The following is a 24151-nucleotide window of genomic DNA, read 5'->3' as shown; positions in this document are numbered from 1 at the left end:
TACGTGATGATTGCAAAACCCACGCCCCCACGCCGTCCCCGCTGGCGCAGCCTGGCCCTGCTGGCGCTGAGCCTGGCTCCATTGCTGTGGCCCCTGCATCACTTGGCCGAGCGCTATTACCAGGATGAGCTGGCCTCGCAGAACCGCCAGACACTCGACCTGTATGTCGCCAACCTGCTCGGCACCCTGCACCGCTACGAGACCTTGCCGCAAATTCTCGGCGACCTGCCGGCGCTGCGTGGCGTGCTGGCCGACCCGTTCCGCCTGGAAGCGGTAACCAACGCCAACCGCCTGCTCAAGGACATCGTGCAACAGACCGGTGCCGAGGTGATGTACCTGATGGACGTCAGCGGCAACACCTTGGCCGCCTCGAACTGGGACAAGCACGACACCTTCGTCGGGCGAAACTTCGCCTTCCGCCCCTACTTCAACGAAGCCATGGCCGGCCACCTGGGCCGCTTCTTCGGCCAGGGCACCACCTCGGCCAAGCGCGGCTACTTCTTTGCCGCGGCCGTGCGGGACCGCGAGCGAATCGTCGGTGTGCTGGTGGTCAAGGTCGATCTCGACCACACCGAAACCCTGTGGGGTCGTACGCCCGAACAGCTGTTGCTGACCGATCACAATGGGGTGGTCATCCTGACTTCGCGGCCCGACTGGCGCTTCCGTGCTACCCGTACGCTGACCGACGCCGAGCGCCAGGCCATCATCGCCATCCAGCCCTATCCGACCCAGGCCCCACAGCCACTGGTTCTCAACCCGCAGGCCTGGATCACCCAGACCCGCGACATCAAGGAAACCGGCTGGCAAGTCAGCATCCTCGCCCCGCGCACGCTGGTTGATCGCTCGGTGCAGACGGTAATGGCCATAGGTGCCGGTACGCTGCTGGTACTGATGCTGCTGGCCGGTCTGGTGATGCAGCGGCGACGCCATTACATCGACCGCATCGACTTCGAAGCCCGTGGCCGCCAGGAACTGGAAAAGCGCGTGGCCGAACGTACCGCCGACCTTGAAGGCCTGAACACTCGCCTGAAAAATGCCGTGCTGGAGCGCGAAAACGCTCAGCAGGAGGCAGTGCGTGCGCAGGACGAACTGGTGCAGGCCGGCAAGCTGTCGGTGCTCGGCACCATGTCGGCCAGTATCAGCCATGAGCTGAACCAGCCTCTGGCCGCCATCCGCAGCTACGCGGAGAACGCCGAGATCCTGCTCGACCACCAACGTACCGAAGACGCCCGCGGCAACCTCAAGCTGATCGGCGAACTGACAGGGCGCATGGCCTCGATCATTGCCCACTTGCGTGCCTTCGCCCGTCGTGACCGCCATGCCCCAGAGAGCGTGGCCCTGCAGCCGGCCCTGGACGATGCCCTGGCGCTGCTGGCCAAGCGCCGCCGGGCGATGGCCGTAGAGCTGATCCGCGACCTGCCGGAAGCCACCTTGTGGGTACAGGCCGGCGAAACCCGCCTGCGCCAGGTGCTAGGCAACCTGCTGGCCAATGCCCTCGACGCCCTGACCGAAAAAGCCAATCCGCGTCGCCTGTGGCTAAGTGCCGAGCAGCGTGATGACTGCGTCTACCTGTACATCCGTGACAATGGCCCCGGTTTCAGCCGCCAGGCTCTGGAGCATGCCAAGGAGCCGTTCTTCACCACCAAGACCCGTACACAGGGCCTGGGCCTGGGCCTGGCCATCTGTGAAAGCCTGATGCGCGCCCTGGGCGGTGAACTGCTGCTGGCCAACCACCCGGAAGGTGGCGCAATGCTGACCCTCCAGCTGCGTGTGGCCGCGTCTGGCGCTACTTTGCCCAATTCGGAGGACCCCTCGGCATGACCACCGAGACACTGATCGACAGCCGAGCCCAGGTCATCCTGGTGGACGATGACCCCCACCTGCGCCAAGCCTTGAGCCAGACCCTGGACCTGGCCGGGCTCAAGGTAGTCGCCCTGGCCGAAGCTCAAGGCCTGGCCGAGCGTATCGAGGCCGACTGGCCAGGCGTGGTGGTCAGCGACATCCGCATGCCGGGCATCGATGGCCTGCAGTTGCTGGAACAACTGCACGGCCGTGACAGCGAGCTGCCGGTGCTGCTGATTACCGGCCATGGCGATGTGCCGCTGGCGGTGCAGGCGATGCGCGCCGGGGCTTATGACTTCCTGGAAAAACCCTTTGCCACAGACGCCCTGCTCGACAGCGTACGCCGCGCCCTGGCCTTGCGCCGGCTGGTGCTGGACAACCGTAGCCTGCGTCTGGCTCTGAGCGACCGCCAGCAACTGGCAACCCGCCTGGTCGGCCATTCACCGGCCATGCTGCGCCTGCGCGAGCAGATCGGCGCCTTGGCCGGCACCCGTGCCGATGTGTTGATTCTGGGCGAGACCGGCGCTGGCAAAGAGGTGGTGGCTCGCGCCCTTCACGACCTGTCCAGCCGCAGCGAAGGGCCGTTCGTGGCGATCAACGCCGGCGCGCTGGCCGAGTCGGTGGTCGAGAGCGAGCTGTTCGGCCACGAGCCCGGTGCGTTTACCGGCGCGCAGAAGCGCCGTATCGGCAAGTTCGAATTTGCCAACGGCGGCACGCTGTTCCTCGACGAAATCGAGAGCATGAGCCTGGATGTGCAAGTGAAGTTGCTGCGCATGCTGCAGGAGCGGGTGGTCGAACGCCTGGGCGGCAACCAGTTGATCCCGCTGGATATCCGCATCATAGCCGCCACCAAGGAAGACCTGCGTCAGTCTGCCGACCAAGGGCGATTCCGCGCGGACCTGTATTACCGCCTGAACGTGGCGCCGCTGCGTATTCCGCCACTGCGCGAACGCGGGGACGACATATTGGTGTTGTTCCAGCATTTCGCCGATGCTGCCAGCCAACGCCATGGCCTGTCGCCGCATGCGCTGCAGCCAGCGCAACGCGCCCTGCTGCTGCGTCATGACTGGCCAGGTAACGTCCGCGAGCTACAGAACGCCGCCGAGCGTTTCGCCCTTGGCCTGGAACTGGCACTGGATGGCCAGGCACCCTCGGCAGCAGCACCGGCAGCTCCCATGCTGAGCGGCAACCTCAGCGAGCAGGTCGAGCAGTTCGAACGTTCGCTGATCGCTGCCGAACTGGCCCAGCCACACAGCTCCATGCGGAGCCTGGCCGAAGCACTGGGTATCCCCCGCAAAACCCTGCATGACAAGCTGCGCAAGCACGGCTTGAACTTCGACGGCGGTAGCGGCGGGCATGATGATCAAGAGGACAACCGTTAATGAGCACCGATAGTCAGTACCTGCAGTCCGTACTGCACAGCGACATCCCCCTGACCCGCGAAATGGGCCTGGAAGTGATCGATTGGCAGCAGCACACCCTGCGCCTGCAACTGCCGCTGGCGGCCAACGTCAACCACAAAAGCACCATGTTCGGTGGCAGCCTGTACTGCGCAGCAGTGCTGGTGGGTTGGGGCTGGCTGCACCTGCGCCTGCGTGAACTGGGGATCGATGAGGGGCATATCGTCATCCAGGAAGGACAGATCAGCTACCCGTTGCCAGTGACCGGCACGGCAGTGGCGCGTTGTGCAGCGCCCGACGAAAAGACCTGGGAGCGATTCCTGGCCCTGTACCAGCGGCGTGGGCGGGCACGGTTGACGTTGGAGACCACGGTGAGCAATGACGGCAGTGACGAGCCGGCGGTGAGGTTCAGCGGCCAGTACGTCTTGCACCGCTAGCCCAGCAGCCGCTGAAAGCAACCGCGCTGCACAAACCCCAAAGGCTGGCGCAAAACCTGTTGGAGCGGGCAGGCCCGCGAACACCGGCGAAGCCGGTGCCCCGCACCGCGGTGCATGCTTCCCGGGCTCGCCCGCTCCCACAGGGTAGGCTGAGACTCCGTCAAATCAGGTTCAGGAAGGCCTGGCGCCATGCAGCATTGGCGGGCAATGCCAGGAAATACGGGTTAAGCAACGACTCGCGCGGCGGATACCGGAATGGCAAGCCATCCAGCCCGATCACCTCGCCGCAGGCCCCTTCCACCACGCCCTGCGCCGCTGCAGTATCCCACTGCGAAGTCGGCGCCAGGCGCGGATAACAATCGGCGCTGCCCTCGGCCAACAGGCAGAACTTCAACGAGCTGCCGATATTTGCCAGCTCCAGCTCTCCCACCGCAGCCCCAAGCCCGGACAACAGCGCTTCCTGTTCCGCGCTGGAGTGCCGACGGCTGGCAACCACGGTAAAACGCTCGCCCTCCGGTGGTGCGATGCGTACCTGGATCGGCTGGGCGGCTTCGCCAGCATCAGCACGCCAGGCACCCAGGCCGCGCCCACCGAAGTAGCAGCGCCCATTGGTCGGCATCGACACTACGCCAAACACCACTTCGCCGTTCTCGACCAGGGCGATGTTGACTGTGAATTCCTCACTGCCAGCAATGAACTCCTTGGTGCCATCCAGCGGGTCGACCAGCCACCAGCGGCTCCAGCGTTGGCGCTCGGCCAGCGGAATATTGCAGTCCTCTTCGGACAGCACCGGAATCTGTGGCGCCAGCGCCAGCAGGCCATCGGCAATTACCCGGTGTGCCGCCAGGTCGGCGGCGGTAACCGGCGAATCGTCGGCCTTGCTGGTCACCGCGACATCGGCGCGCCAGAATGGCAGGATTGCCTCGCCTGCCGTCAGCGCCAGCTTGACCACTTCGTGCATCAGTTGCAGGTCGTTCATAGCTCCAGCAGCCCCCGCTGAATCAGCAGGTCACGGGCCAGGTACAGCGCCGCCAAGGCGCGCCCCTCGGTGAACTGCGGATGCATGGCCAAGGCCGACAATTCACGCAGGTTGACCTTGTCGACCCGCATCGGCTCGGGCTCATCGCCTTCCAGGCGCTCTTCGTACAGGTCGCTGGCCAGCACCACCTGAATCTTCTGGCTCATGTAGCCCGGTGACAACGACAGTTCCGTCAGGTGCTCCAGCTGGCGTGCGCCAAAACCGGCTTCTTCCTTGAGCTCCCGGTCGGCTGCCGCCAGCACGTCTTCGCCCGGCTCGATCAGGCCCTTGGGCAACGACAGCTCGTATTCATCCGTGCCCCCGCAGTATTCCTCCACCAGCACGGCGTGCTCGGCATCGAGCATGGCCACGATCATCACCGCGCCGTAGCCGTTACCCCGGCCCACCAGGCGCTCATAGGTGCGCTCGGCGCCATTGCTGAAGCGCAACTGTACGGCTTCGACGCGGAACAGCCGGCTGCTGGCGACAATTTCGCGGCTGAGTACGGTGGGTTTCTGGCGCATGGGGCGGCTCCTTGGCGTGAACGGGTTACTATACCGTGGCTTGCCGACTGATCGAGAGTTTCCCATGCCTGTTCTTCCCTGGTCTGCCATCGATACCGTCCTGCTGGACATGGATGGCACCCTGCTCGACCTGCATTACGACAACCGCTTCTGGCTGGACCACCTGCCTCAGCGCTATGCCGAGCTGCACGGTGTAAGCCGGGCCATGGCGGAAATGGAGCTGCAACCGCTGTTCGAACGCAATGCCGGCACATTGAACTGGTACTGCCTGGACTTCTGGAGCCGCGAGCTACGCCTGCCCATTCGCGAGCTGAAGCGGGAAATTGCCGACCTGATTGCCCTGCGCCCGGATGCCGATACCTTCCTGGCGGCGATTCGCCAGGCCGGCAAGCGTGTAGTGATGATCACCAATGCCCACCGAGACTCGCTGTCGCTGAAGCTGGAACGGGTGGAGCTGGCACCGTACTTCGAGCGGCTGATCAGCTCGCATGACTATGGCTACCCGAAAGAAAGCCCGCAGTTCTGGGATGCCTTGCAGGCGGATATCGGCTTCGAGCCGGGGCGCAGCCTGTTCATCGACGACACGCTGGCGATTCTGCGCAGTGCACGGCGTTTTGGTGTGGGGCACTTGCTGGCGGTGCGCCAGCCCGATAGCCAGGCACAACCACGAGATACCGAAGAGTTTGCAGCGGTCGAGGATTACCGGGCGTTACTGGAAGGCCTGTGAGGCCCCATTCGCGGGCATGCCCGCTTCCCACATTCACTGCTGGCGCTGTAGCTGTGGGAGCGGGCGCGCCCGCGAAGAGGCCTGCACAGACTTTAGCGATCAGTCAGGAATACGCAGCACCTGCCCTGGATAGATCTTGTCCGGGTGCTTGAGCATCGGCTTGTTGGCCTCGAAAATCTTGTTGTACTGGCCGGCATTGCCATACACGACCATGGCAATGGCTGAAAGTGTGTCGCCCGATTTCACAGTGACGAACCTTGCCGCCTGGACTATCGGCCCGGTCACGGTGATCTGGTCCTCGACACTGGCCACGCCACTGATGTTGCCCGCCGCCAGAATGATCTTCTCCTTCTCTTCCTGGCTGGCCACTTCACCCTTGAGGATGATCTTGTCTCCTTCTACAGTGGCGCTAATGTTCGGGTTGCCCAGGCCGACAGCTTCCACGTGTTTCTTAAGCTGCTCTTCGGCATTGGCGTTGCCAGGGGTCAGCAGGTCGATCAACTTCTCGCCGGCTTCCTTCACGAAACTGAACAGGCTCATTGCGCTCTCCTTGTTGACGAAACCTCGGACACAGGAGTCTAGGCCAGCTTTACCACTCTCGCCCTGTGCGACCAATCGACGCGGTCTATCAAGGCATAGACCCTAGCGATTAGACGCCGCCGGCCCGCGCGCCTAGGCTTGTGCTATCAGAAAGCCGCCGGTATTCAGCCCCGATGAACAGCAAGCCTCCGGTCTGCGCGGCCTCATCGCCTTTGTCCATGCCAGCCGCCAGCAACACCTACGATTACGTCCAGCTCAGCGATGCCAAACGCGACAGCACCCCGCTGGCCGAGGAAGTGGCCCTGGCCATTGTCTATAACGGCCTCAACCAGGCGGTGATGCTGGTAAGCCCTACCGATCTGGAAGACTTCGCCGTCGGTTTCAGTGTCGGCAGCGGCATTGTCGAAGGCACCGCAGAAATCTACGACCTCAAGCTTTCCGGCAGCGGCGCGGCAATGTACGCCGACCTGGAAATTTCCAGCCGGGCGTTCTGGAATCTGAAAAACCAGCGCCGCCAACTGGCCGGCACCAGTGGTTGCGGCCTGTGCGGGGTCGAAGCCCTGGAGCAGGCGCTGCCAGATCTGGCCGTGTTGCCGGGTGCGCCCCTGCCCCCGGCCCAGTGGCTGGTCGGCCTGCGCGAGCGCATCGACGCCTTCCAGCCACTGGGCCAGCATTGCGGCGCCGTGCATGCAGCACTGTTCATGGACCGCCAAGGCGAACTGCTGCTTGGCCGCGAAGACATCGGCCGGCACAACGCCCTCGACAAACTGATCGGCGCCCTGCTGCGACAGCGCATCGACAGCCAGGGCGGCCTGGCGATCGTCACCAGTCGCTGCAGCCTGGAGCTGATCCAGAAGGTGCTGCGTGCCGGCATCCAGACCCTGGTCAGCCTGTCTGCGCCCACCGGCCTTGCCCTGCAATGGGCGCGCAAACACAACCTCAACCTTATCCACTTGCCCAAGCACAGTGCACCGCGGGTCTACAGCCCAGCGGCGGAGTCGTAACAGTCGTGACCTCGTACCAACCTCTTCCGAACAACGCCCCAACCTCCCCCCCTCGCTACAAGCCCTACCACGGCCCCGCCGGCGGTTGGGGCGCACTGCGTAGCGTGGCCAAGGCCTGGGTCGGCAGCGATAACGCGCTGAAGAACATTCGCGCCCTGCTCAAGACCAACCAGAGCGGCGGTTTCGACTGCCCCGGCTGCGCCTGGGGTGATTCGCCAGAAAGCGGCATGGTCAAGTTCTGCGAGAACGGCGCCAAGGCGGTGAACTGGGAAGCTACCAAGCGCCGTGTCGATGCTGCCTTTTTTGCCCGTTACAGTGTCACCTCGCTGCTGCAGCAGAGCGACTATTGGCTGGAGTACCAAGGGCGCCTGACCGAACCGATGGTCTACGACGCATCAAGCGACCGTTACCTGCCGATCAGCTGGGATGCCGCCTTCGCCCTGATCGCCCGCGAGCTGAACAAGCTGGCCAACCCTGACCAGGCCGAGTTCTATACCTCGGGACGTGCCAGCAACGAAGCGGCATACCTGTACCAACTGTTCGTGCGCGCCTACGGCACCAACAACTTCCCTGACTGCTCGAACATGTGCCATGAGGCCAGCGGCGTGGCATTGGGGCAAAGCGTCGGGGTCGGCAAGGGCACTGTCACCTTCGACGACTTCGAGCACGCCGACTCCATTTTTGTCTGGGGCCAGAACCCCGGCACCAACCACCCGCGCATGCTCGACCCATTGCGCGATGCGGTAAAACGTGGCGCCCAGGTGGTGTGCATCAACCCGCTCAAGGAGCGTGGTCTGGAGCGCTTCCAGCACCCCCAGAACCCACTGGAAATGCTGACCAACAGTGACCGCCCGACCAACACCGCTTTTTTCCGCCCAGCCCTGGGTGGCGATATGGCGATGCTGCGCGGCATGGCCAAGTTCGTCCTGCAATGGGAACGTGAAGCCCAGGCCAACGGCGAACCGGCCGTGTTCGATCACGCCTTCATCGCCGAACATGGCCATGGTGTCGACGAGTACCTGGCCGTAGTGGACGCCACGCCGTGGTCGCACATCCAGGCACAGTCCGGCCTCACCTTGGCCGACATCGAACTGGCCGCACGCATGTACTGCCGGGGCAAGCGGGTGATCATGTGCTGGGCGATGGGCATCACCCAACACCGTCATTCGGTGCCGACCATTCAGGAAATCGTCAACCTGCAGATGCTGCGCGGCAACATCGGCGCGCCCGGGGCCGGCCTGTGCCCGGTGCGTGGCCACAGCAACGTGCAGGGCGACCGCACCATGGGCATCAACGAGCGCCCGCCAGAAGCGCTGCTGGATGCCATCGAAAAGCGCTTTGGTTTCCCCGTGCCGCGGCGCAATGGCCACAATACCGTCGAAGCCATTCACGCGATGCTCGATGGCCGGGCCAAGGTTTTCATCGGTCTGGGCGGCAACTTCGCCCAGGCCACACCCGACACTGAGCGTACCGCCCAGGCGCTGCGCAACTGCGAGCTGACCGTGCACATCAGCACCAAGCTCAACCGTAGCCACCTGGTCCATGGCAAGCAGGCACTGATCCTGCCGTGCCTGGGCCGCACCGACATCGACCTGCAGGCCGACGGGCCGCAGGCAGTCACGGTGGAAGACTCGTTCAGCATGGTCCACGCCTCCAACGGCCAACTCAAGCCGCTGTCGACGCAAATGCGCTCGGAGCCTGCGGTGATCGCCGGCATTGCCGCCGCCACGCTGGGCAAACAACCGGTGGACTGGCACTGGCTGGTGGCCGACTACGACCGTATCCGCGACCTGATCGGCGATACCATTGCCGGTTTCAGCGGCTTTAACCAGCGACTGCGTCACCCGGGGGGCTTCTATCTGGGCAACAGCGCGGCCAGCCGCGAATGGGAAACCAGCACCGGCCGCGCCAACTTCAAGGCCAACCTGCTGCCCGACACGCTGCTTGACGAACGCGTACGCGCCAGCGGCCAGTTGCCAGACCTGATCATGCAGTCGATGCGCTCGCACGATCAGTACAACACCACTATCTACGGCCTGGACGACCGCTACCGCGGCGTGCGCGGCCAGCGCGAGGTGCTGTTCGCCAACGAAGCCGACATCATCCGCCTGGGCTTCCAGCCGGGGCAGAAGGTCGACATCGTTTCGTTGTGGGGGGATGAGCATGTGCGCCGGGTGCAAGGCTTTACCCTGCTGGCCTTCGACATCCCTGCCGGGCAGGCCGCGGCGTATTACCCGGAGGTGAACCCGCTGGTGCCGCTAGAGAGCATTGGCGTTGGTAGCCATACGCCAACATCGAAGTTCATTGCCATCAAGCTGGAGCGCGCGCGCGACGACGGGCGCATCCTGTAAAAATGAAAAAAGCCCTGTTCCGTGGCGGTTCAGGGCTTTGTCATAAGGGTCTCAGACAGCCTGAAAACGATAAAGTTTCATAGTAAATACAGCTAGTTAGAGAATTGTGTACAACTCGTGTTACTCGTCGGATTTCCGTTGCCAGCCACGCCTCTTAGCCTCAAATTCGCCTCGTCATCCCTATGAGGCTCTCTCGATGAAGAAGTACTCCTCGATTCTGTTGTTGTCTTTCAGCTTGCTCAGCGGCGTTGCCATGGCAGGCGGCACCACCGAAGCCGGCATTGGCGGCGCATTGGGTGGGGTACTGGGCTCAGTGGTGGGCAACTCCATCGGTGGCAGCACCGGTGGCGCCATTGGTGCCGGTCTGGGCGGTGCGGCAGGCGGCGCCTTGGGCGCCGACAAGCGCCAGCGCGGTGAAGCCGCTATCGGCGGCGCGCTGGGTGCTGCCGGCGGTAACGTGGTGGGTCGCTCGGTGGGTGGCACCACCGGTAGCTACATTGGCGCAGCAGCTGGCGGTGGTGCCGGTGGTGCACTGGGTAACTACATGGGCAACAAGGCCGACGAAGACGAGCGCCATGAGAATCGCCGCTACCGTCGCGACTACGACGGCCGTCGTCACTGGGACCGTGGCCACCACTACGGCCACCGCAAGCACAAGCGCCACTGGCGCGACTGACGCCTGAGGGCCCTGCCCCGGCAACAAAACCCCGCCCCTGCCAGCGGGTTTTTTTATGCCTGTCGCTCCAGCACAAGGCCGGACAGGATCACCTGCAGCGCCTCTGGCAACGCCACAGGCCGGCCGCTGGCGCGCTCGATGAACACCTGCACCACCGTGCCTGCCGCGCACGCGTCCGGCTCGCCCGGACGGTACAGCGCCAGCCGGTACTCAACCGTGCTGCCCGCCAGGCGCGTCACTCCCAGCCCCACCTCCAACAAGTCCGGGAAGCCCGGCAGCGCGTAAAAATCCGCAGCCGAACTGACCACGAAGGCGGCCAGTTCACCGTGTCGCAGGTCCAGTTCGGCCTGCTCGACGAGAAACGCCTGTATCGCGGTTTCGAAGAAGCCGTGCACCGTTGCACCGGCGATGTGGCCGTTCAGGTCGTTGTCCTGGGGGCGGGTGAGGATCGGGTGGAAGTGGGAGAAGGCAGTGCGCTGAGGGGCTTCGGTCATCTGGCTGACTCTTGTCTTCGCAATGGATGCTGACAGTGAAACAGAAAAACCTGACTTTCGCTGCTTATGCGGGCCCCTTCGTGGGCAAACCGCTCCTGCAAACTACAAAAAAGCCGCCCTCTGGGGCGGCTTTCTCGTTGCGGCTGAGCTCAGCTTACAGCTGCGGGCCAGCGGCTTTGATGGCGTCGGAAACTTCGAACTTCTTGAAGTTTTCGATGAACAGCTTGGCCAGGCCTTTGGCAGCCTCGTCGTAGGCCGCTTTGTCAGCCCAGTTGGTGCGCGGGTTGAGCAGTTCGGTTTCAACGCCCGGAACGGCCTTCGGCACGTCCAGGTTGATGATGTCCAGGTGCTCGGTTTCGGCACCGACCAGTGCGCCGCTCTGGATCGCAGCGATCACGGCACGGGTGGTGGGGATGCTGAAGCGCTTGCCAACGCCGTAGCCACCACCAGTCCAGCCGGTGTTGACCAGGTAGACCTTGGAGTTGAAACCGTTGATGCGCTTGATCAGCAGCTCGGCGTACTCGCCAGCCGGACGCGGGAAGAACGGTGCGCCGAAGCAGGTGGAGAAGGTCGACTTGATGCCGCCGCCCGAGCCCATTTCAGTGGAACCGACCAGCGCGGTGTAACCGGACAGGAAGTGGTAGGCCGCCTGCTCGTTGTTCAGGATCGAAACCGGAGGCAGAACACCTGTCAGGTCGCAGGTGAGGAAGATCACTGCGTTAGGCTCGCCGCCCAGGTTCGCTTCCGAACGCTTGGCAACGTGCTCCAGCGGGTAGGCCGCACGGCTGTTCTGGGTCAGGCTGACATCGGTGTAGTCAGCGTGCTTGTTGGCGTCGAGAACGACGTTTTCCAGTACTGCGCCGTGCTTGATGGCTTTCCAGATGACCGGTTCGTTCTTCTCGGACAGGTCGATGCACTTGGCGTAGCAGCCGCCTTCCATGTTGAAGACAACGCCTTCGCCCCAACCGTGCTCGTCGTCACCGATCAGGTAACGGCTTTCGTCAGCCGAAAGGGTGGTCTTGCCAGTGCCGGACAGGCCGAAGAACAAGGTCACATCGCCTTCTTCGCCGATGTTGGCCGCGCAGTGCATAGGCAGTACGTCGGCAGCCGGCAGCAGGAAGTTTTGCACCGAGAACATGGCTTTCTTCATTTCACCGGCGTAGCGCATGCCAGCGATCAGCACTTTCTTCTGGGCGAAGTTGATGATCACGCAACCATCGGAGTTGGTGCCATCACGCTCTGGTTCGCACACGAAGTTGGCGACGTTGAGGATCTGCCACTGGTCGCGGCCAGCCGGGTTGAACTGCTCCGGGTTGATGAACAGGCAACGACCGAACAGGTTCTGCCAGGCAGTCTGGGTGGTCATCTTCACCGGCAGGTAGTGCTCGGCTGCAGCCCCTACGTGAACATAGGAAACGAAGTGATCCTGTGCGTTGTTGAACGCCTCGACGCGAGCCCACAGGGCATCGAACTTGTCAGCCGGGAACTTGCGGTTGATCGGGCCCCAGGAAATGGCGTCTTGGGTGGAAGGTTCTTCGACGATGAAACGGTCAGCCGGCGAACGGCCAGTACGGTGACCAGTCTCCACGACCAGTGCGCCAGTATCGGCTAGTACGCCTTCACCGCGTTGCAGCGCTTCTTTTACCAGCTCATCGACGCTCAGGTCGGTGTACACGGTGTTGTTGGCTTGCGTCATGAGATACCCCATCCGGCCCGAGGCCGAGTGCTCCAAACGTTTTGTAGTTGTCTTGAAAAAACTACTACAGCGAAAAAAGTGGCCGGATTATGCCAGAAACGCCCAAAAAAAGTAGGCCCCTCCTGTCAGAACTGCGCTTTTGCGCAATTCGGCAGGAGATTGTCCTGTGCTTTAACGTTTCAGTGACGAGTTTCTGAGGCCACGTCAGTGCCGCCACCCGCAAACAGTTGCGCCACGTCGCTGGCATCGAAGAAGTAGCGCTCGTTGCAGAACTGGCAATCGATCTCTACCGTCCCGCCACACTCTTCGACCAGCGCCTTGGCGTCGTGCTCGCCCAGACTGACCAGCGCATTGCCGGAGCGTTCCCGCGAACAACTGCAATTGAAGCGCAGCGGCTGGATATCGAACAGGCGCACGGCATCTTCGTGGTACAGGCGGTGCAGCAGGGTTTCGTTGCCCTCTGTCCACTCTTCAGGCTTGAGCGTCTTGGCCAGGGCCACTACGTGCTGCCAGCTGTCTTCGCGTTCTTCATCATCCGGCTGGCGATCACGCGGCAGTTGCTGCAGCAATAGCCCGCGTGCCTTGCCGCCTTCGGCATTGAGCCAGAAACGGGTATTGAGCTGCTGTGACTGAACGAAGTAGTTGGTGAAACATTCCGACAGGTTGGCGCCATCGAGGTCGACGGTCCCCTGGTAGCGCTGGCCCTTGACCGGGTCGATGGTCAGGGTCAGGTGGCCGTCGGGCATCAGCTGCGACAGGGTGGCACCGGCCGGAATTTGGTCCGCTTCATAGCGGGCCATGCCGCGGATTTCGCGGTCGCTGGAACACTCCACCATCAGCAGCGGAATCGGCCCAGCCGAACGCGCCTGCAGAATCAGCAGGCCATCGAACTTCATCGCCCCCACCAGCAAGGCAGTGGCGGCCATCAACTCACCGAGCAGCACCTTGACCGGCTGGGGGTACTCATGACGCGCCAACACTGCGGCGTAGCTGTCATCGAGAGACACCCACTCGCCGCGCACATCGCGCTCGTCGAAGATGAAACGTTGGGTGAAATCGGTATCAGGCAATTCGCTCATAGGTTTTGGCTATCTGAAAATGATGACAAAATGGTTACAAGGGTTGTCGCGAACCTGCGAGAGCCCATGACAGAGCGCTCACACGGCGCTCCGATTTCTGTTTGCAATAGAGGTATTTTATGGACAATCGACCACTGTTCCAAGCAAGGTGGTCCTGGGGGCCGCTGGCAGCCTGTACGCTGCTTCCCATCGCTCTACTGTGTTTCTGGTTATGGCCCCTTGGCCAGATCCTGTGCCTGACTTTCGACGAATGGCTGTTCCGCAGCCTGAACGCGCCGCTGGCCGATAGCACCACCTGGCGCTACATCTGGACCATCGGCAGCCTGCGCCCGTTCGACATCGTCGTCGGCCTGATCCTGCTGGCTGTGCTCATTCGTGGTGACTGGGTGTTCAAGGCCGCTCAGGTTCGCCAGGCATTTTTCGGCTTTCTGGTCACGCTACTCCTCTTAGTGGTGATTCGCGCGCTGTTTTCCAAGTGGGTGGATGCAGCCGGGTGGCAACACAAGAGCCCATCGATGATCTTCGACGACGTCGTGCACCTGAGTGACTATTACCCGAACCTGGAGGCTGCCTGGGAACTCAAGGACCGTTCCAGCAAGAGTTTCCCGGGTGATCACGCCTCGGTGCTGCTGATCTGGGCGCTGTTCATGAGCGTGTTCAGCCGCGGCCTTTTGCAGTACCTGGTTGTCTGGGGGTTGGCGCTGCTGTTCATGCTGCCGCGCCTGGTAGCAGGTGCCCACTGGGGGCAGGACGACTACATCGGCGGCTTGCTGATGGCGGTGCTGGCGCTGGGCTGGAGCTACTACACGCCGCTGGCGGCCAAAGGCAGCGAGGCGTTGATGCGCTGGACAGCGCCGTTGTTCAAGCTGCTGTCCACGCTACCGCTGGTCGGGCGAATGGCGGTGCTCCGTTAGGTGCCTGGGGCTGCACGGCAGCCCCATTCAATCGTAACTTCCATGCAGCTGGTGGATCTGCCGACGCTGCTTCTTGGTCGGCCGGCCATCGGTGGTCACACCCATGGCCCCGGCCTTACGCATCTCAGCGGCCTGTTCACGGCGACGCACACTTTCTTCGGTTTCCTCGTACAACGTCTGCGCCTCCGGGGCACCACGACGCACCATCGACAGCGCCTTCACCACCACGGTGCGCTCATCGAACCCGGTACGCAGTACGAACTCGTCGCCCACCCGCGGCTCCTTGCCTGGCTTGCAACGCTCGCCCCGGCAATGCACCTTGCCACTCTCGATCGCCGCCTTGGCCAGCGCTCGGGTCTTGTAGAAGCGCGCCGCCCACAGCCATTTGTCCAGGCGAACCTTGTCGTCGTCTTCGGCTTTTTGTGCCATCCCGTTACCTCGGATTCTGTCTTTCATCGAACTGTACTACCTTCACATACGGATGCAAAAAGTCCCCGCCGTGCTTAAAGTTCACCACCTCATTCGCAGGGTGCGCTTCGTGAAGACATTTGACCATTTGACTGTGATCGGCCTGCGCGAGTGGGTCGCCTTGCCTGACCTCGGCGTGGCCGGGCTGCGCGCCAAGATCGACACCGGTGCCAGCACGTCGAGCCTGCATGCCACCGAGGTGGAACCCTTCGAGCGCGACGGCCAGCCCTGGGTTCGCTTCACTGCGCACCTGGGCTCGGTGGTGCAGTTGCGTCACCGCCGGTGCGAGGCACCGCTGGTGACCATGAAGACCATCAAGAGCTCCAACGGCCACGCCCAGACTCGCTACGTCATCCGCACGTCATTGGCGCTGGGTGATGGTGTGTGGGAGGTGGAGTTCACCCTGGCCTGCCGCAAGAGCATGCGCTACCGCCTGTTGCTTGGCTCCAAGGCCTTGATACACGGCCAGCTGGTGGTCAACCCCGGCCTGAAGTACGTACAAGACAAACCGGCCTTCCCGGCCACCCTTTCCCCTGTCACAGGTGCTGCATGAAGATCGCTGTGCTGTCGCGCAATCCGCGTCTGTATTCCACCCGCCGCCTGGTCGAAGCCGGTACCCAGCGTGGCCACGAAATGGTGGTGATCGATACCCTGCGGGCCTACATGAACATTGCCAGCCACAAGCCGCAGATCCACTACCGTGGCAAGCCGCTGGAAGGCTTCGATGCAGTGATCCCGCGCATAGGTGCTTCGGTTACGTTCTATGGCTGCGCGGTGCTGCGCCAGTTCGAAATGATGGGCGTATACCCGCTCAACGAGTCGGTCGCCATTGCCCGCTCGCGCGACAAGCTGCGCTCGTTGCAGCTGTTGTCGCGGCGCGGCATCGGCCTGCCGATCACTGGTTTCGCCCACTCGCCGGACGACATCCCCGACCTGATCCAGATGGTCAACGGTGCCCCGCTGGTGATCAAGGTACTGGAAGGCACCCAGGGCATTGGCGTGGTGTTGTGCGAAACCCCCCAGGCGGCCGAGTCGGTGATCGAAGCGTTCATGGGCCTCAAGCAGGACATCATGGTTCAGGAGTACATCAAGGAAGCCGGTGGCGCAGATATTCGATGCTTCGTGGTAGGCGATAAGGTAATTGCCTCAATGAAGCGTCAGGCAAAGCCGGGCGAGTTCCGCTCCAACCTGCATCGGGGTGGCGTCGCCAGCCTGATAAAAATCACCCCTGAAGAGCGCATCACCGCCATTCGGGCGGCCAAGGTGATGGGCTTGAGCGTGGCGGGTGTGGATATCCTGCGTTCCAACCACGGGCCGTTGGTGATGGAGGTAAACTCGTCGCCGGGGCTGGAGGGCATTGAAGTCACCACCGGCAAGAACGTCGCCGGGATGATCATCGAGCACCTGGAGAAGAATGGCGGGCCCAATCAGACCCGGACCAAGGGCAAAGGCTGATTCAAGCCTGTACCGGCCTCTTCGCGGCTGAAGCCCCACAGGTACTGCACAAACCCTGTAGGGCTTTAGTCGCGAAGAGGCCGGTGAGCCTCACACAGCATTACGCGGCAGCAGCAGCCCCAGCGGCAACCTGACCCGCGCCTCGATCCCGCCGCCAGACCTGTTGCGCAACTCCACATTCCCGCCATGTTGCGCAGCAATCCGCTTGACGATCGCCAGCCCCAGCCCGGTGCCCTTGCCACCCCGCGCCCGGTCACCACGAATGAACGGGTTGAAGATGGTTTCAAGTTCCGACTCGTCGATACCGGTGCCGCGGTCCAGCACGCTGAGCACCACATACGGCGCACTCTCGTCACCCGACACATAGGCAGCCACCTCGACCCCCTTGCCAGCATGGTGCAGGGCGTTGCCGATCAGGTTGCCCAGCATGCGCTTGAGCGAAACCCGGCGCAGCGGGAACGGTGGAATTGGCTCCAGGCACAGGCGCACGCGCTCTTCTGGCTGGTTGTACGGAGCCACCACCTCACGCACCAGATCAGCAAGGTCGACCTCTTCCACCGGCTCGTCACGGCCATCGCGGATGAAGGCCAGGAACTGGTCGAGGATCGCGTCCATGTCCTCGATATCGCGAACCATGTCATCGCTCAGCTCGTTGTCGCTGTTCAGCAACGACAGCGACAGGCGCAGCCGCGTCAGTGGTGTGCGCAAGTCGTGGGAAACCCCGGCCAGCATCAGCTCGCGCTCACGCCCGGCCTGCTCGACATCCTCGGCCATCTGGTTGAACGCCTTGTACACCTCGGTCATCTCGCTGGGAGTATCGCTGATCGGCAGGCGCACACTGCGCCCCTGGCCAAGCTGGCGGGCGGCGAACACCAGGCGCTTGAGCGGCTGGTTCAACTGGCGCACAAAAATCCACGCCGAGGCGGTGGACAACAAACCAATGGCCAGGAACCAGCCCAGCACGTTCCAGATCTTCTGCCCGCGCAATGGGTGCGGGTACAGCGGCACCTTCAGCCAACCTGGGCCAAGGCTTGGCGCATTGACCCACAACGCCGGAGGCGCATGAATGCGCAACCGCACCTCGGTGTCTTCACCCAACTCGGCCTGCATCTGCCGTTGGTAGATTTCACTGTAAGGCCAATGCTGCTCACCTTCGGGCACACCCGAGCCGGTCACCCGGATAAGGCCTGCCGCCTCGGCGATCTTTTCGCGGTTTTCTTCGTCAGCGGCCCAATAGGCACGCAAGGTCAGCGCTACACCATGGCTGTACTGACGGTCGACCAGCACGTCCTCGTTCATCAGCAGGTAGACCAGGGTCAGCGCCTTGGAGAACAGAACGACGATCAACACCAGCCACAGGGTGCGGGCGAAGAAACTTTGCGGAAACCAGAGCGGTGTTTTCATCGACGTCCAGGCATCATTTTCCGGCGTTTCCGTCCGGTACAAACACGTAGCCCACGCCCCAGACGGTCTGGATGTAACGCGGCTTGGACGGGTCCGGCTCGATCATGCGACGCAGGCGCGAAATCTGCACGTCGATGGAGCGCTCCAGCGCGTCCCATTCGCGGCCGCGCGCCAGGTTCATCAGTTTGTCGCGGGTCAACGGCTCGCGGGCGTGCATCACCAGGGCCTTGAGCACAGCGAACTCACCAGTGGTAAGCATGTGCACTTCGTCGCCACGCTTGAGCTCGCGGGTGGCCAGCGACAGCTCATAGTCGCCGAAGGTGACCGACTCGTCTTCGCTGCCCGGCGCTCCCGGCACGCTCGGCGCCTGGCGGCGCAGCACAGCCTTGACACGGGCCATCAGCTCGTCCGGGTTGAACGGTTTGCCCAGGTAGTCATCGGCGCCCAGCTCCAGGCCCTTGATGCGGCTGAGCTCGTCGCCCTTGGCGGTCAGCATGATGATCGGGATCTGGTTGTTCTGCTGGCGCAGGCGCTTGCACGCGGACAGGCCGTCCTCACCTGGCAACATCAGGTCGAGCACCACCAGGTTGAACACCTCGCGCTGCAGCAGGCGGTCCATCTGCTCGGTGTTGGGCACTGCACGGGCACGGTAGCCCTTGCTGGTGAAGAAACGTTCCAGCAGGCTGCTCAGCCCCGGATCGTCGTCGACGATGAGAATCTTGTCACCTTCAGCGGTGTTTGGCGTGCCGGTCATGAATAACTCCTCTGATATCGCCGCGCATTATGGCGTAGCCATTGCTGCACGTTGCGTGAGCATTGTTAGCAGATTTTTCCCCCGGCGCCAGTTCCGGCTGGCCGGGCGCCATCACCGCAAGCCGTTTGCGATGGGTATAATGCGCGGCTTTCATCCAGCGCCGCCGGGCAAAAGGCCCACAGGCGACCCCCGTATTCACAAATGTCAGGTGGTTTACATGGACAGCATCAACAGCCGTATCGCCGAGGAACTGGGCGTACGCCCGCAGCAGGTCGAGGCGGCCGTGAGCCTGTTGGACGAAGGCTCGACCGTGCCCTTCATCGCCCGCTATCGCAAGGAAGTGACCGGTAGCCTTGACGACACTCAGTTGCGCCACCTGGAAGAGCGCCTGCGTTACCTGCGCGAACTCGACGAGCGCCGCGCCAGCATCCTTTCCAGCATCGAGGAACAGGGCAAGCTGACCCCGGAACTGGCCCGCGAGATCAAGCTGGCCGACACCAAGACCCGCCTCGAAGACCTGTACCTGCCGTACAAGCAGAAGCGCCGCACCAAGGGCCAGATCGCCCTGGAAGCCGGCCTTGGCGAACTGGCCGATGGCCTGTTCAACGACCCGACCCTGGCCCCGGAAAGCGAAGCCGCACGCTTCGTCAACGCCGAAAAGGGCGTGGCCGACGTCAAGGCCGCGCTGGAAGGCGCCAAGTACATCCTGATGGAGCGCTTTGCCGAAGACGCCGCCCTGCTCGACAAGCTGCGCAGCTACCTCAAGCAGGAGGCCGTGCTCAGCGCCCGCGTCGTGGCTGGCAAGGAAGAAGAAGGTGCCAAGTTCCGCGACTACTTCGCTCATGACGAGCTGCTGCGTACTGCGCCGTCGCACCGTGCCCTGGCGATCTTCCGCGGGCGCAACGAAGGCGTGTTGAGCGTCTCGCTGAAGGTAGGCGAAGAACTGCCCGGCACCCTGCACCCGTGCGAGCTGATGATCGGCAACCACGTCGGTATCGAAAACCGCAGCCGACCGGCCGACAAGTGGCTGGGTGAAGTGGTGCGCTGGACCTGGAAGGTCAAGCTGTACACCCACCTGGAAACCGATCTGTTCGGCGAGCTGCGCGACAATGCCGAAGGCGAGGCGATCAACGTGTTCGCCCACAACCTGCACGACCTGTTGCTGGCCGCACCGGCCGGCCCGCGCGCCACCCTGGGCTTCGACCCGGGCCTGCGCACCGGCTGCAAGATCGCCGTGGTCGACGCAACCGGCAAGCTGCTGGACCACACCACGGTCTACCCGCACGCGCCGAAGAACGACTGGGACCGCACCATTTCCATCATGGCCGCACTGTGCGCCAAACACTCGGTGGAACTGATCGCCATCGGCAACGGCACCGCCAGCCGCGAAAGCGACAAGCTGGTGGCCGAGCTGGTCAAGAAATATCCAGCCCTGAAAATCACCAAGATCATGGTCTCCGAAGCCGGTGCTTCGGTGTACTCGGCATCGGAACTGGCCGCCCGCGAGTTCCCGGACCTGGACGTGTCGATACGCGGCGCCGTGTCGATCGCCCGTCGCCTGCAGGATCCGCTGGCCGAACTGGTGAAGATCGACCCGAAATCCATTGGTGTCGGCCAGTACCAGCACGACGTCTCCCAGCTGAAACTGGCACGTGGCCTGGACGCGGTAGTCGAGGACTGTGTGAACGCCGTGGGCGTGGACGTGAACACCGCTTCGGTGGCGCTGCTGACACGCATCTCCGGCCTCAATGCCACGCTGGCACAGAACATCGTCGCCCACCGCGATGCCAATGGTCCGTTTGCCACCCGTGCAGCGCTGAAAAAGGTCAGCCGCCTGGGTGAGAAAACCTTCGAGCAGGCCGCCGGCTTCCTGCGCGTGATGAACGGCGACAACCCGCTGGACGCCTCTGCGGTGCACCCTGAGGCTTACCCGCTGGTGCAGCGCATTGCCGCCGATACCGACCGCGACATCCGCTCGCTGATTGGTGACAGCAGCTTCCTCAAGCGCCTGGACCCGAAAAAGTTCACCGACGAGACCTTCGGCCTGCCAACCGTCACCGACATTCTGCAAGAGCTGGACAAGCCCGGCCGCGACCCACGTCCGGAATTCAAGACCGCCACCTTCCAGGACGGCGTCGAAGACCTCAAGGACCTGGAACCGGGCATGATCCTCGAAGGCGTGGTGACCAACGTTACCAACTTCGGTGCCTTCGTCGACATCGGTGTGCACCAGGACGGCCTGGTGCATATCTCGGCGCTGTCGGAGAAGTTCGTCAAAGACCCGCGTGAAGCGGTCAAGGCCGGCGATGTGGTCAAGGTGAAGGTCATGGAAGTGGACATCCCGCGCAAGCGCGTCGGCCTGTCCATGCGCATGAGCGACACCCCGGGCGAGAAGGTCGAAGGCAACCGCGGTGGCAACCGTGGCAATGGCGGCAATCGCCAGCAGCAGGCACCGCGTCAGCGCGAAACCGCCACTGCCGCCCCGGCCAACAACGCCATGGCAGCCCTGTTCGCCAACGCAAAGCAGTTGAAGAAGAAGTAATGGACGTACCACGTGAATACGTCGAAAGCGCCTTCAGCCAGCTTCTGGGCTGCCGCCTGCAACACCTGGACACCGGTGTTGCCGAGGTAGCCCTGGCGCTCGAGCCACATTTGCGCAACCGTGGCCAGAAGCTGCACGGCGGGGCGATCTTCAGCCTGGTGGATATCGCCATGGGCCTGGCCTGCTCGGCCAGCCATGGCTTTGACCAGCAAAGCGTCACCATCGAGTGCAAGATCAACTACATGCGTGCCGTCAGCGACGGCGAAGTGCTGTGTACCGCCCGCGTGCTGCACGCCGGGCGGCGCACGCTGGTGGTCGACGCCGACGTAGTCCAGGGCGACAAGCTGGTGGCCAAAGCGCAAGGAACCTTCGCGGTTCTCTAGCTCACCAAGCAGTATCTGCGGTATTTTCAGCAGTGCGCTGGCACTGCTGGAACCGCGTAAACCAGGCGACAACGCCAGTTCCTTTCTTCCTACCCTTGTAGACCGTTATCTCTACCCCCATATTGGGGCGACTGACGCGTGAAGGAATACATCTTGAGCGACCTCCTCAACCGCCGCCTGAGCCTGCTCGGCGCCAATCTCCCCCTGCTCAAGCAGTGCCTGCACGGTATTGAGCGCGAATGCCTGCGCGTGACCGACGAAGGTCGCCTGGCCCAGACCCCGCATCCGGAAGCTCTGGGATCGGCGCTGACCAACGAGCAGATCACCACCGATTATTCAGAGTCGCTGCTGGAGTTCATCACCCCGGCGCTGGCCGACCCGGCCAAGGTGCTCGAAAGCCTCGAAGAGACCCACCGTTTCGTCTACAGCAAGCTGGGCGACGAATACCTGTGGAGCCCGTCGATGCCGTGCACGCTGCCGGCCGAGGAGGACATCCCGATCGCCGAGTACGGCAGCTCGAACATCGGCAAGCTCAAACACGTCTACCGCAAGGGCCTGGCCCTGCGTTACGGCCGTACCATGCAGTGTATTGCCGGTATCCATTACAACTTCTCGCTGCCCGAAGCGCTTTGGCCATTGCTGCGCGAAGACGAAGGCAGTACGGAAAATGACCGCGACTACCAGTCGTCGGCCTACATCGCGCTGATTCGTAACTTCCGCCGCTACAGCTGGCTGCTGATGTACCTGTTCGGCGCCTCGCCGGCACTGGACAAAGGCTTCCTGCGTGGCCGCCCGCACCAGCTTGAAGAGCTGGATGCCGAAACCCTGTTCCTGCCCTACGCCACCAGCCTGCGCATGAGCGACCTGGGTTACCAGAGCAACGCCCAGGCCGGTCTTACGCCCTGCTACAACAACCTGGCCAGCTACACCGACAGCCTGCGCAAGGCCGTTGGCACGCCCTACCCGCCGTACGTTGAAGTCGGCACACATGTGGATGGCGAGTGGGTTCAGCTGAACACCAATATTCTGCAGATCGAAAACGAGTACTACTCGAACATTCGCCCCAAGCGGGTCACCTACTCCGGCGAACGGCCGATCCAGGCCCTGACTTCGCGCGGTGTGCAGTATGTGGAAGTGCGTTGCCTGGACATCAATCCGTTCCTGCCGGTTGGTATCGACCTGACCGAGGCGCGCTTCCTCGACGCATTCCTGCTGTTCTGCGCGCTGGAAGACAGCCCGCAACTGGACAACGGCGAATGCGGCCAGTGCACCAGCAACTTCCTGACCGTGGTCAAGGAAGGTCGTCGTCCGGGCCTGGAATTGCACCGCCATGGCCAGCCGATCAGCCTGAAGGACTGGGCCAGCGAGCTGATCGAGCGTATCCGCGAGTTGGCCAACCTGCTCGATCAGGCGCAAGGCTCTGATGAGCACGCCAAGGCCCTGGATGCCCAGCAGGCCAAGGTCGACGACACCTCACTGACCCCATCGGCCCAGGTGCTGGCACGCATGACCGAGCATGACGAGAGCTTCGTCCAGTTCTCGCTGCGCCAGAGCCGTGTACACGCCGAGACTTTCCGCGAACAACCACTGAGCAACGAGAAACAGCAGGCATTCGAGACGCTGGCCCGCGAGTCGCTCGCCAGACAGTCCGAGCTGGAACAGGAAGAAGTCGGCGACTTCGACCTGTTCGTCGGCGCCTACCAGGCCAGCATTCTGGCAATCAGCAGTTGATGAACCGCACCACCACCCCGCGCAAACCGCGCGCCAGCAGCCAGGCCAGGATCGAGGCGATCCTGGCGGCTGCGCGTGAGCTGTTGGCCGAGCAAGGGGTGGCGGCGCTCTCTATCTACAGCGTGGCCGACCGGGCGCAGATTCCACCGTCGTCGGTGTATCACTTCTTCGCCAGTGTGCCGGCCTTGCTGGAGGCGCTTACTGCGGATGTACACCGGGCGTTTCGCGAAGCCCTGAGCGCACCGATCGACAGCAGCGCGTTCAGCACCTGGCACGAGCTGTCACGGCTGATCGAAGAACGCATGCTTGATATCTATAACGAGGATGCGGCAGCGCGGCAGTTGATCCTGGCGCAGCATGGCCTGAGCGAGGTGGTGCAGGCCGACCGGCAGCACGACATGGAACTGGGCAACTTGATGCACAAGTTGTTCGACCAGCATTTTCACCTGCCGGTGATGCCACTGGATGTGGATGTGTTTGCCCTGGGCATGGAATTGAGCGACCGGGTGTATGCACGGTCGGTGCAGTTGCACGAGGCGATCACCCCGCGCATGGCCGAGGAAGGCAAGCGGGTGTTCGAGGCGTATCTGGGGTTGTATCTGCCGCCGTATCTGGCCAAGCGTTCCAGCTGAGAAATCTGGGGCCGCTTGGCGGCCCTTCGCGGGCACGCCCGCTCCCACAGAGCCCGCGCGCACCCTGGAGCTTGCGAAGT

The 24151-nt window shown here is 63.0% G+C and carries 23 protein-coding genes; 14 read left to right on the top strand and 9 right to left on the bottom strand.

The window, feature by feature from the left end:
- Positions 1–6: 6 nt before the first annotated feature.
- Genes ACF8EA_RS02625 through ACF8EA_RS02615 form a run of 3 tightly spaced genes read left to right on the top strand, consistent with a single transcriptional unit; the run spans position 7 to position 3679 of the window.
- Positions 7–1821 carry an ATP-binding protein gene (locus ACF8EA_RS02625; protein ID WP_021782611.1) on the top strand — a complete coding sequence of 605 codons (1815 nt, stop codon included), beginning with the start codon at positions 7–9 and terminating at the stop codon, positions 1819–1821.
- The gene (locus tag ACF8EA_RS02620) at positions 1818–3224 is read left to right on the top strand and encodes a sigma-54 dependent transcriptional regulator (protein ID WP_103443309.1); all 1407 of its coding nucleotides are present in this window, start codon (positions 1818–1820) and stop codon (positions 3222–3224) included. Before ACF8EA_RS02625 ends, ACF8EA_RS02620 begins: the two co-directional genes overlap by 4 nt.
- Positions 3224–3679, top strand: a complete 456-nt coding sequence (locus ACF8EA_RS02615) for a YiiD C-terminal domain-containing protein (RefSeq protein ID WP_392521056.1) — start codon at positions 3224–3226, stop codon at positions 3677–3679. The genes ACF8EA_RS02620 and ACF8EA_RS02615 overlap by 1 nt, the downstream gene beginning before the upstream one ends.
- A gap of 160 nt (positions 3680–3839) precedes the next feature.
- On the opposite strand, the gene cysQ is transcribed toward ACF8EA_RS02615, so the two are convergent.
- Positions 3840–4658 carry a 3'(2'),5'-bisphosphate nucleotidase CysQ gene (gene cysQ / locus ACF8EA_RS02610; RefSeq protein WP_103443307.1) on the bottom strand — a complete coding sequence of 273 codons (819 nt, stop codon included), beginning with the start codon at positions 4656–4658 and terminating at the stop codon, positions 3840–3842.
- Positions 4655–5221, bottom strand: a complete 567-nt coding sequence (nudE, locus tag ACF8EA_RS02605; protein WP_003255794.1) for an ADP compounds hydrolase NudE — start codon at positions 5219–5221, stop codon at positions 4655–4657. The genes cysQ and nudE overlap by 4 nt, the downstream gene beginning before the upstream one ends.
- Positions 5222–5285: 64 nt before the next feature.
- Between nudE and yrfG the strand changes: the two genes are divergently transcribed.
- On the top strand, positions 5286–5948 hold the full coding sequence (gene yrfG, locus ACF8EA_RS02600; protein WP_103443306.1) for a GMP/IMP nucleotidase: 663 nt from the start codon (positions 5286–5288) through the stop codon (positions 5946–5948).
- Between the two features lie 99 nt (positions 5949–6047).
- Here yrfG and lysM read toward each other — a convergent pair whose 3' ends face one another.
- Positions 6048–6488 carry a peptidoglycan-binding protein LysM gene (gene lysM, locus ACF8EA_RS02595; protein ID WP_021782607.1) on the bottom strand — a complete coding sequence of 147 codons (441 nt, stop codon included), beginning with the start codon at positions 6486–6488 and terminating at the stop codon, positions 6048–6050.
- Between the two features lie 173 nt (positions 6489–6661).
- On the opposite strand from lysM, the gene fdhD reads away from it, so the two are divergent.
- From fdhD to ACF8EA_RS02580, 3 genes are all read left to right on the top strand, one after another.
- Positions 6662–7492, top strand: coding sequence for a formate dehydrogenase accessory sulfurtransferase FdhD (fdhD, locus tag ACF8EA_RS02590; RefSeq protein ID WP_021782606.1), 831 nt, complete (start codon positions 6662–6664; stop codon positions 7490–7492).
- A gap of 5 nt (positions 7493–7497) precedes the next feature.
- Positions 7498–9843 (top strand): FdhF/YdeP family oxidoreductase, encoded by a 2346-nt coding sequence (locus tag ACF8EA_RS02585; protein ID WP_021782605.1) that lies wholly within the window; start codon positions 7498–7500, stop codon positions 9841–9843.
- 196 nt (positions 9844–10039) lie between these two features.
- A complete protein-coding gene (locus ACF8EA_RS02580; RefSeq protein WP_392521055.1) occupies positions 10040–10519 on the top strand; it encodes a glycine zipper domain-containing protein in 480 nt (159 codons plus the stop codon).
- Between the two features lie 53 nt (positions 10520–10572).
- On the opposite strand, the gene ACF8EA_RS02575 is transcribed toward ACF8EA_RS02580, so the two are convergent.
- The 3 genes from ACF8EA_RS02575 to hslO form a co-directional block, all read right to left on the bottom strand.
- Entirely contained in the window at positions 10573–11013 is a 441-nt protein-coding gene (locus tag ACF8EA_RS02575; protein WP_176683646.1) for a thioesterase family protein, read from the bottom strand.
- Positions 11014–11167: 154 nt separating this feature from the next.
- Positions 11168–12709, bottom strand: coding sequence for a phosphoenolpyruvate carboxykinase (locus ACF8EA_RS02570; RefSeq protein WP_003255806.1), 1542 nt, complete (start codon positions 12707–12709; stop codon positions 11168–11170).
- A 179-nt stretch (positions 12710–12888) separates the two neighbouring features.
- Positions 12889–13788, bottom strand: a complete 900-nt coding sequence (hslO, locus tag ACF8EA_RS02565; RefSeq protein WP_103443305.1) for an Hsp33 family molecular chaperone HslO — start codon at positions 13786–13788, stop codon at positions 12889–12891.
- A gap of 119 nt (positions 13789–13907) precedes the next feature.
- Here hslO and ACF8EA_RS02560 point away from each other — a divergent pair, with 119 nt between their 5' ends.
- Complete coding sequence (locus ACF8EA_RS02560; protein WP_392521054.1) at positions 13908–14702, top strand: phosphatase PAP2 family protein; 795 nt, start codon at positions 13908–13910, stop codon at positions 14700–14702.
- A 27-nt stretch (positions 14703–14729) separates the two neighbouring features.
- Here ACF8EA_RS02560 and ACF8EA_RS02555 read toward each other — a convergent pair whose 3' ends face one another.
- Entirely contained in the window at positions 14730–15131 is a 402-nt protein-coding gene (locus ACF8EA_RS02555) for an RNA-binding S4 domain-containing protein (protein ID WP_021782600.1), read from the bottom strand.
- A gap of 109 nt (positions 15132–15240) precedes the next feature.
- Here ACF8EA_RS02555 and ACF8EA_RS02550 point away from each other — a divergent pair, with 109 nt between their 5' ends.
- Together ACF8EA_RS02550 and rimK are read left to right on the top strand one after the other, a co-directional pair.
- Positions 15241–15723: an ATP-dependent zinc protease gene (locus ACF8EA_RS02550; protein ID WP_028697326.1), complete on the top strand. Its 483-nt coding sequence runs from the start codon at positions 15241–15243 to the stop codon at positions 15721–15723.
- On the top strand, positions 15720–16625 hold the full coding sequence (gene rimK / locus ACF8EA_RS02545) for a 30S ribosomal protein S6--L-glutamate ligase (protein ID WP_021782598.1): 906 nt from the start codon (positions 15720–15722) through the stop codon (positions 16623–16625). The genes ACF8EA_RS02550 and rimK overlap by 4 nt, the downstream gene beginning before the upstream one ends.
- Before the next feature lie 90 nt (positions 16626–16715).
- Here the strand turns inward: rimK and ACF8EA_RS02540 are convergent, their stop codons facing one another.
- Positions 16716–18029: an ATP-binding protein gene (locus ACF8EA_RS02540; protein ID WP_021782597.1), complete on the bottom strand. Its 1314-nt coding sequence runs from the start codon at positions 18027–18029 to the stop codon at positions 16716–16718.
- A 13-nt stretch (positions 18030–18042) separates the two neighbouring features.
- Complete coding sequence (gene ompR, locus ACF8EA_RS02535) at positions 18043–18783, bottom strand: two-component system response regulator OmpR (RefSeq protein WP_012270052.1); 741 nt, start codon at positions 18781–18783, stop codon at positions 18043–18045.
- A 217-nt stretch (positions 18784–19000) separates the two neighbouring features.
- Here ompR and ACF8EA_RS02530 point away from each other — a divergent pair, with 217 nt between their 5' ends.
- The 4 genes from ACF8EA_RS02530 to ACF8EA_RS02515 all read left to right on the top strand — a co-directional run bounded on the left by ACF8EA_RS02530 (position 19001) and on the right by ACF8EA_RS02515 (position 24071).
- Positions 19001–21325: a Tex family protein gene (locus ACF8EA_RS02530; RefSeq protein ID WP_021782596.1), complete on the top strand. Its 2325-nt coding sequence runs from the start codon at positions 19001–19003 to the stop codon at positions 21323–21325.
- Positions 21325–21708, top strand: a complete 384-nt coding sequence (locus ACF8EA_RS02525) for a PaaI family thioesterase (RefSeq protein ID WP_021782595.1) — start codon at positions 21325–21327, stop codon at positions 21706–21708. Before ACF8EA_RS02530 ends, ACF8EA_RS02525 begins: the two co-directional genes overlap by 1 nt.
- Before the next feature lie 153 nt (positions 21709–21861).
- Positions 21862–23439, top strand: a complete 1578-nt coding sequence (gene gshA / locus ACF8EA_RS02520; RefSeq protein ID WP_392521053.1) for a glutamate--cysteine ligase — start codon at positions 21862–21864, stop codon at positions 23437–23439.
- Entirely contained in the window at positions 23439–24071 is a 633-nt protein-coding gene (locus tag ACF8EA_RS02515; protein WP_392521052.1) for a TetR/AcrR family transcriptional regulator, read from the top strand. Before gshA ends, ACF8EA_RS02515 begins: the two co-directional genes overlap by 1 nt.
- Positions 24072–24151: the final 80 nt, after the last annotated feature.

Source organism: Pseudomonas sp. YQ_5, assembly GCF_043103305.1.
GTDB lineage: Bacteria > Pseudomonadota > Gammaproteobacteria > Pseudomonadales > Pseudomonadaceae > Aquipseudomonas > Aquipseudomonas putida_Y.
Note: the sequence above shows the minus strand (reverse complement) of the source record. Positions and strands in the feature narration are given on the sequence as shown.

Coding starts and splice junctions, on each gene's coding strand:
- ompR (WP_012270052.1), bottom strand. CDS start 18,783: ATGACCGGCACGCCAAACACCGCTGAAGGTGACAAGATTCTCATCGTC.
- ACF8EA_RS02570 (WP_003255806.1), bottom strand. CDS start 12,709: ATGACGCAAGCCAACAACACCGTGTACACCGACCTGAGCGTCGATGAG.
- ACF8EA_RS02620 (WP_103443309.1), top strand. CDS start 1,818: ATGACCACCGAGACACTGATCGACAGCCGAGCCCAGGTCATCCTGGTG.
- ACF8EA_RS02530 (WP_021782596.1), top strand. CDS start 19,001: ATGGACAGCATCAACAGCCGTATCGCCGAGGAACTGGGCGTACGCCCG.
- ACF8EA_RS02615 (WP_392521056.1), top strand. CDS start 3,224: ATGAGCACCGATAGTCAGTACCTGCAGTCCGTACTGCACAGCGACATC.
- cysQ (WP_103443307.1), bottom strand. CDS start 4,658: ATGAACGACCTGCAACTGATGCACGAAGTGGTCAAGCTGGCGCTGACG.
- rimK (WP_021782598.1), top strand. CDS start 15,720: ATGAAGATCGCTGTGCTGTCGCGCAATCCGCGTCTGTATTCCACCCGC.
- ACF8EA_RS02515 (WP_392521052.1), top strand. CDS start 23,439: ATGAACCGCACCACCACCCCGCGCAAACCGCGCGCCAGCAGCCAGGCC.
- fdhD (WP_021782606.1), top strand. CDS start 6,662: ATGAACAGCAAGCCTCCGGTCTGCGCGGCCTCATCGCCTTTGTCCATG.
- ACF8EA_RS02580 (WP_392521055.1), top strand. CDS start 10,040: ATGAAGAAGTACTCCTCGATTCTGTTGTTGTCTTTCAGCTTGCTCAGC.
- lysM (WP_021782607.1), bottom strand. CDS start 6,488: ATGAGCCTGTTCAGTTTCGTGAAGGAAGCCGGCGAGAAGTTGATCGAC.
- ACF8EA_RS02625 (WP_021782611.1), top strand. CDS start 7: ATGATTGCAAAACCCACGCCCCCACGCCGTCCCCGCTGGCGCAGCCTG.
- yrfG (WP_103443306.1), top strand. CDS start 5,286: ATGCCTGTTCTTCCCTGGTCTGCCATCGATACCGTCCTGCTGGACATG.
- ACF8EA_RS02560 (WP_392521054.1), top strand. CDS start 13,908: ATGGACAATCGACCACTGTTCCAAGCAAGGTGGTCCTGGGGGCCGCTG.
- ACF8EA_RS02575 (WP_176683646.1), bottom strand. CDS start 11,013: ATGACCGAAGCCCCTCAGCGCACTGCCTTCTCCCACTTCCACCCGATC.
- ACF8EA_RS02540 (WP_021782597.1), bottom strand. CDS start 18,029: ATGAAAACACCGCTCTGGTTTCCGCAAAGTTTCTTCGCCCGCACCCTG.
- hslO (WP_103443305.1), bottom strand. CDS start 13,788: ATGAGCGAATTGCCTGATACCGATTTCACCCAACGTTTCATCTTCGAC.
- nudE (WP_003255794.1), bottom strand. CDS start 5,221: ATGCGCCAGAAACCCACCGTACTCAGCCGCGAAATTGTCGCCAGCAGC.
- ACF8EA_RS02525 (WP_021782595.1), top strand. CDS start 21,325: ATGGACGTACCACGTGAATACGTCGAAAGCGCCTTCAGCCAGCTTCTG.
- ACF8EA_RS02555 (WP_021782600.1), bottom strand. CDS start 15,131: ATGGCACAAAAAGCCGAAGACGACGACAAGGTTCGCCTGGACAAATGG.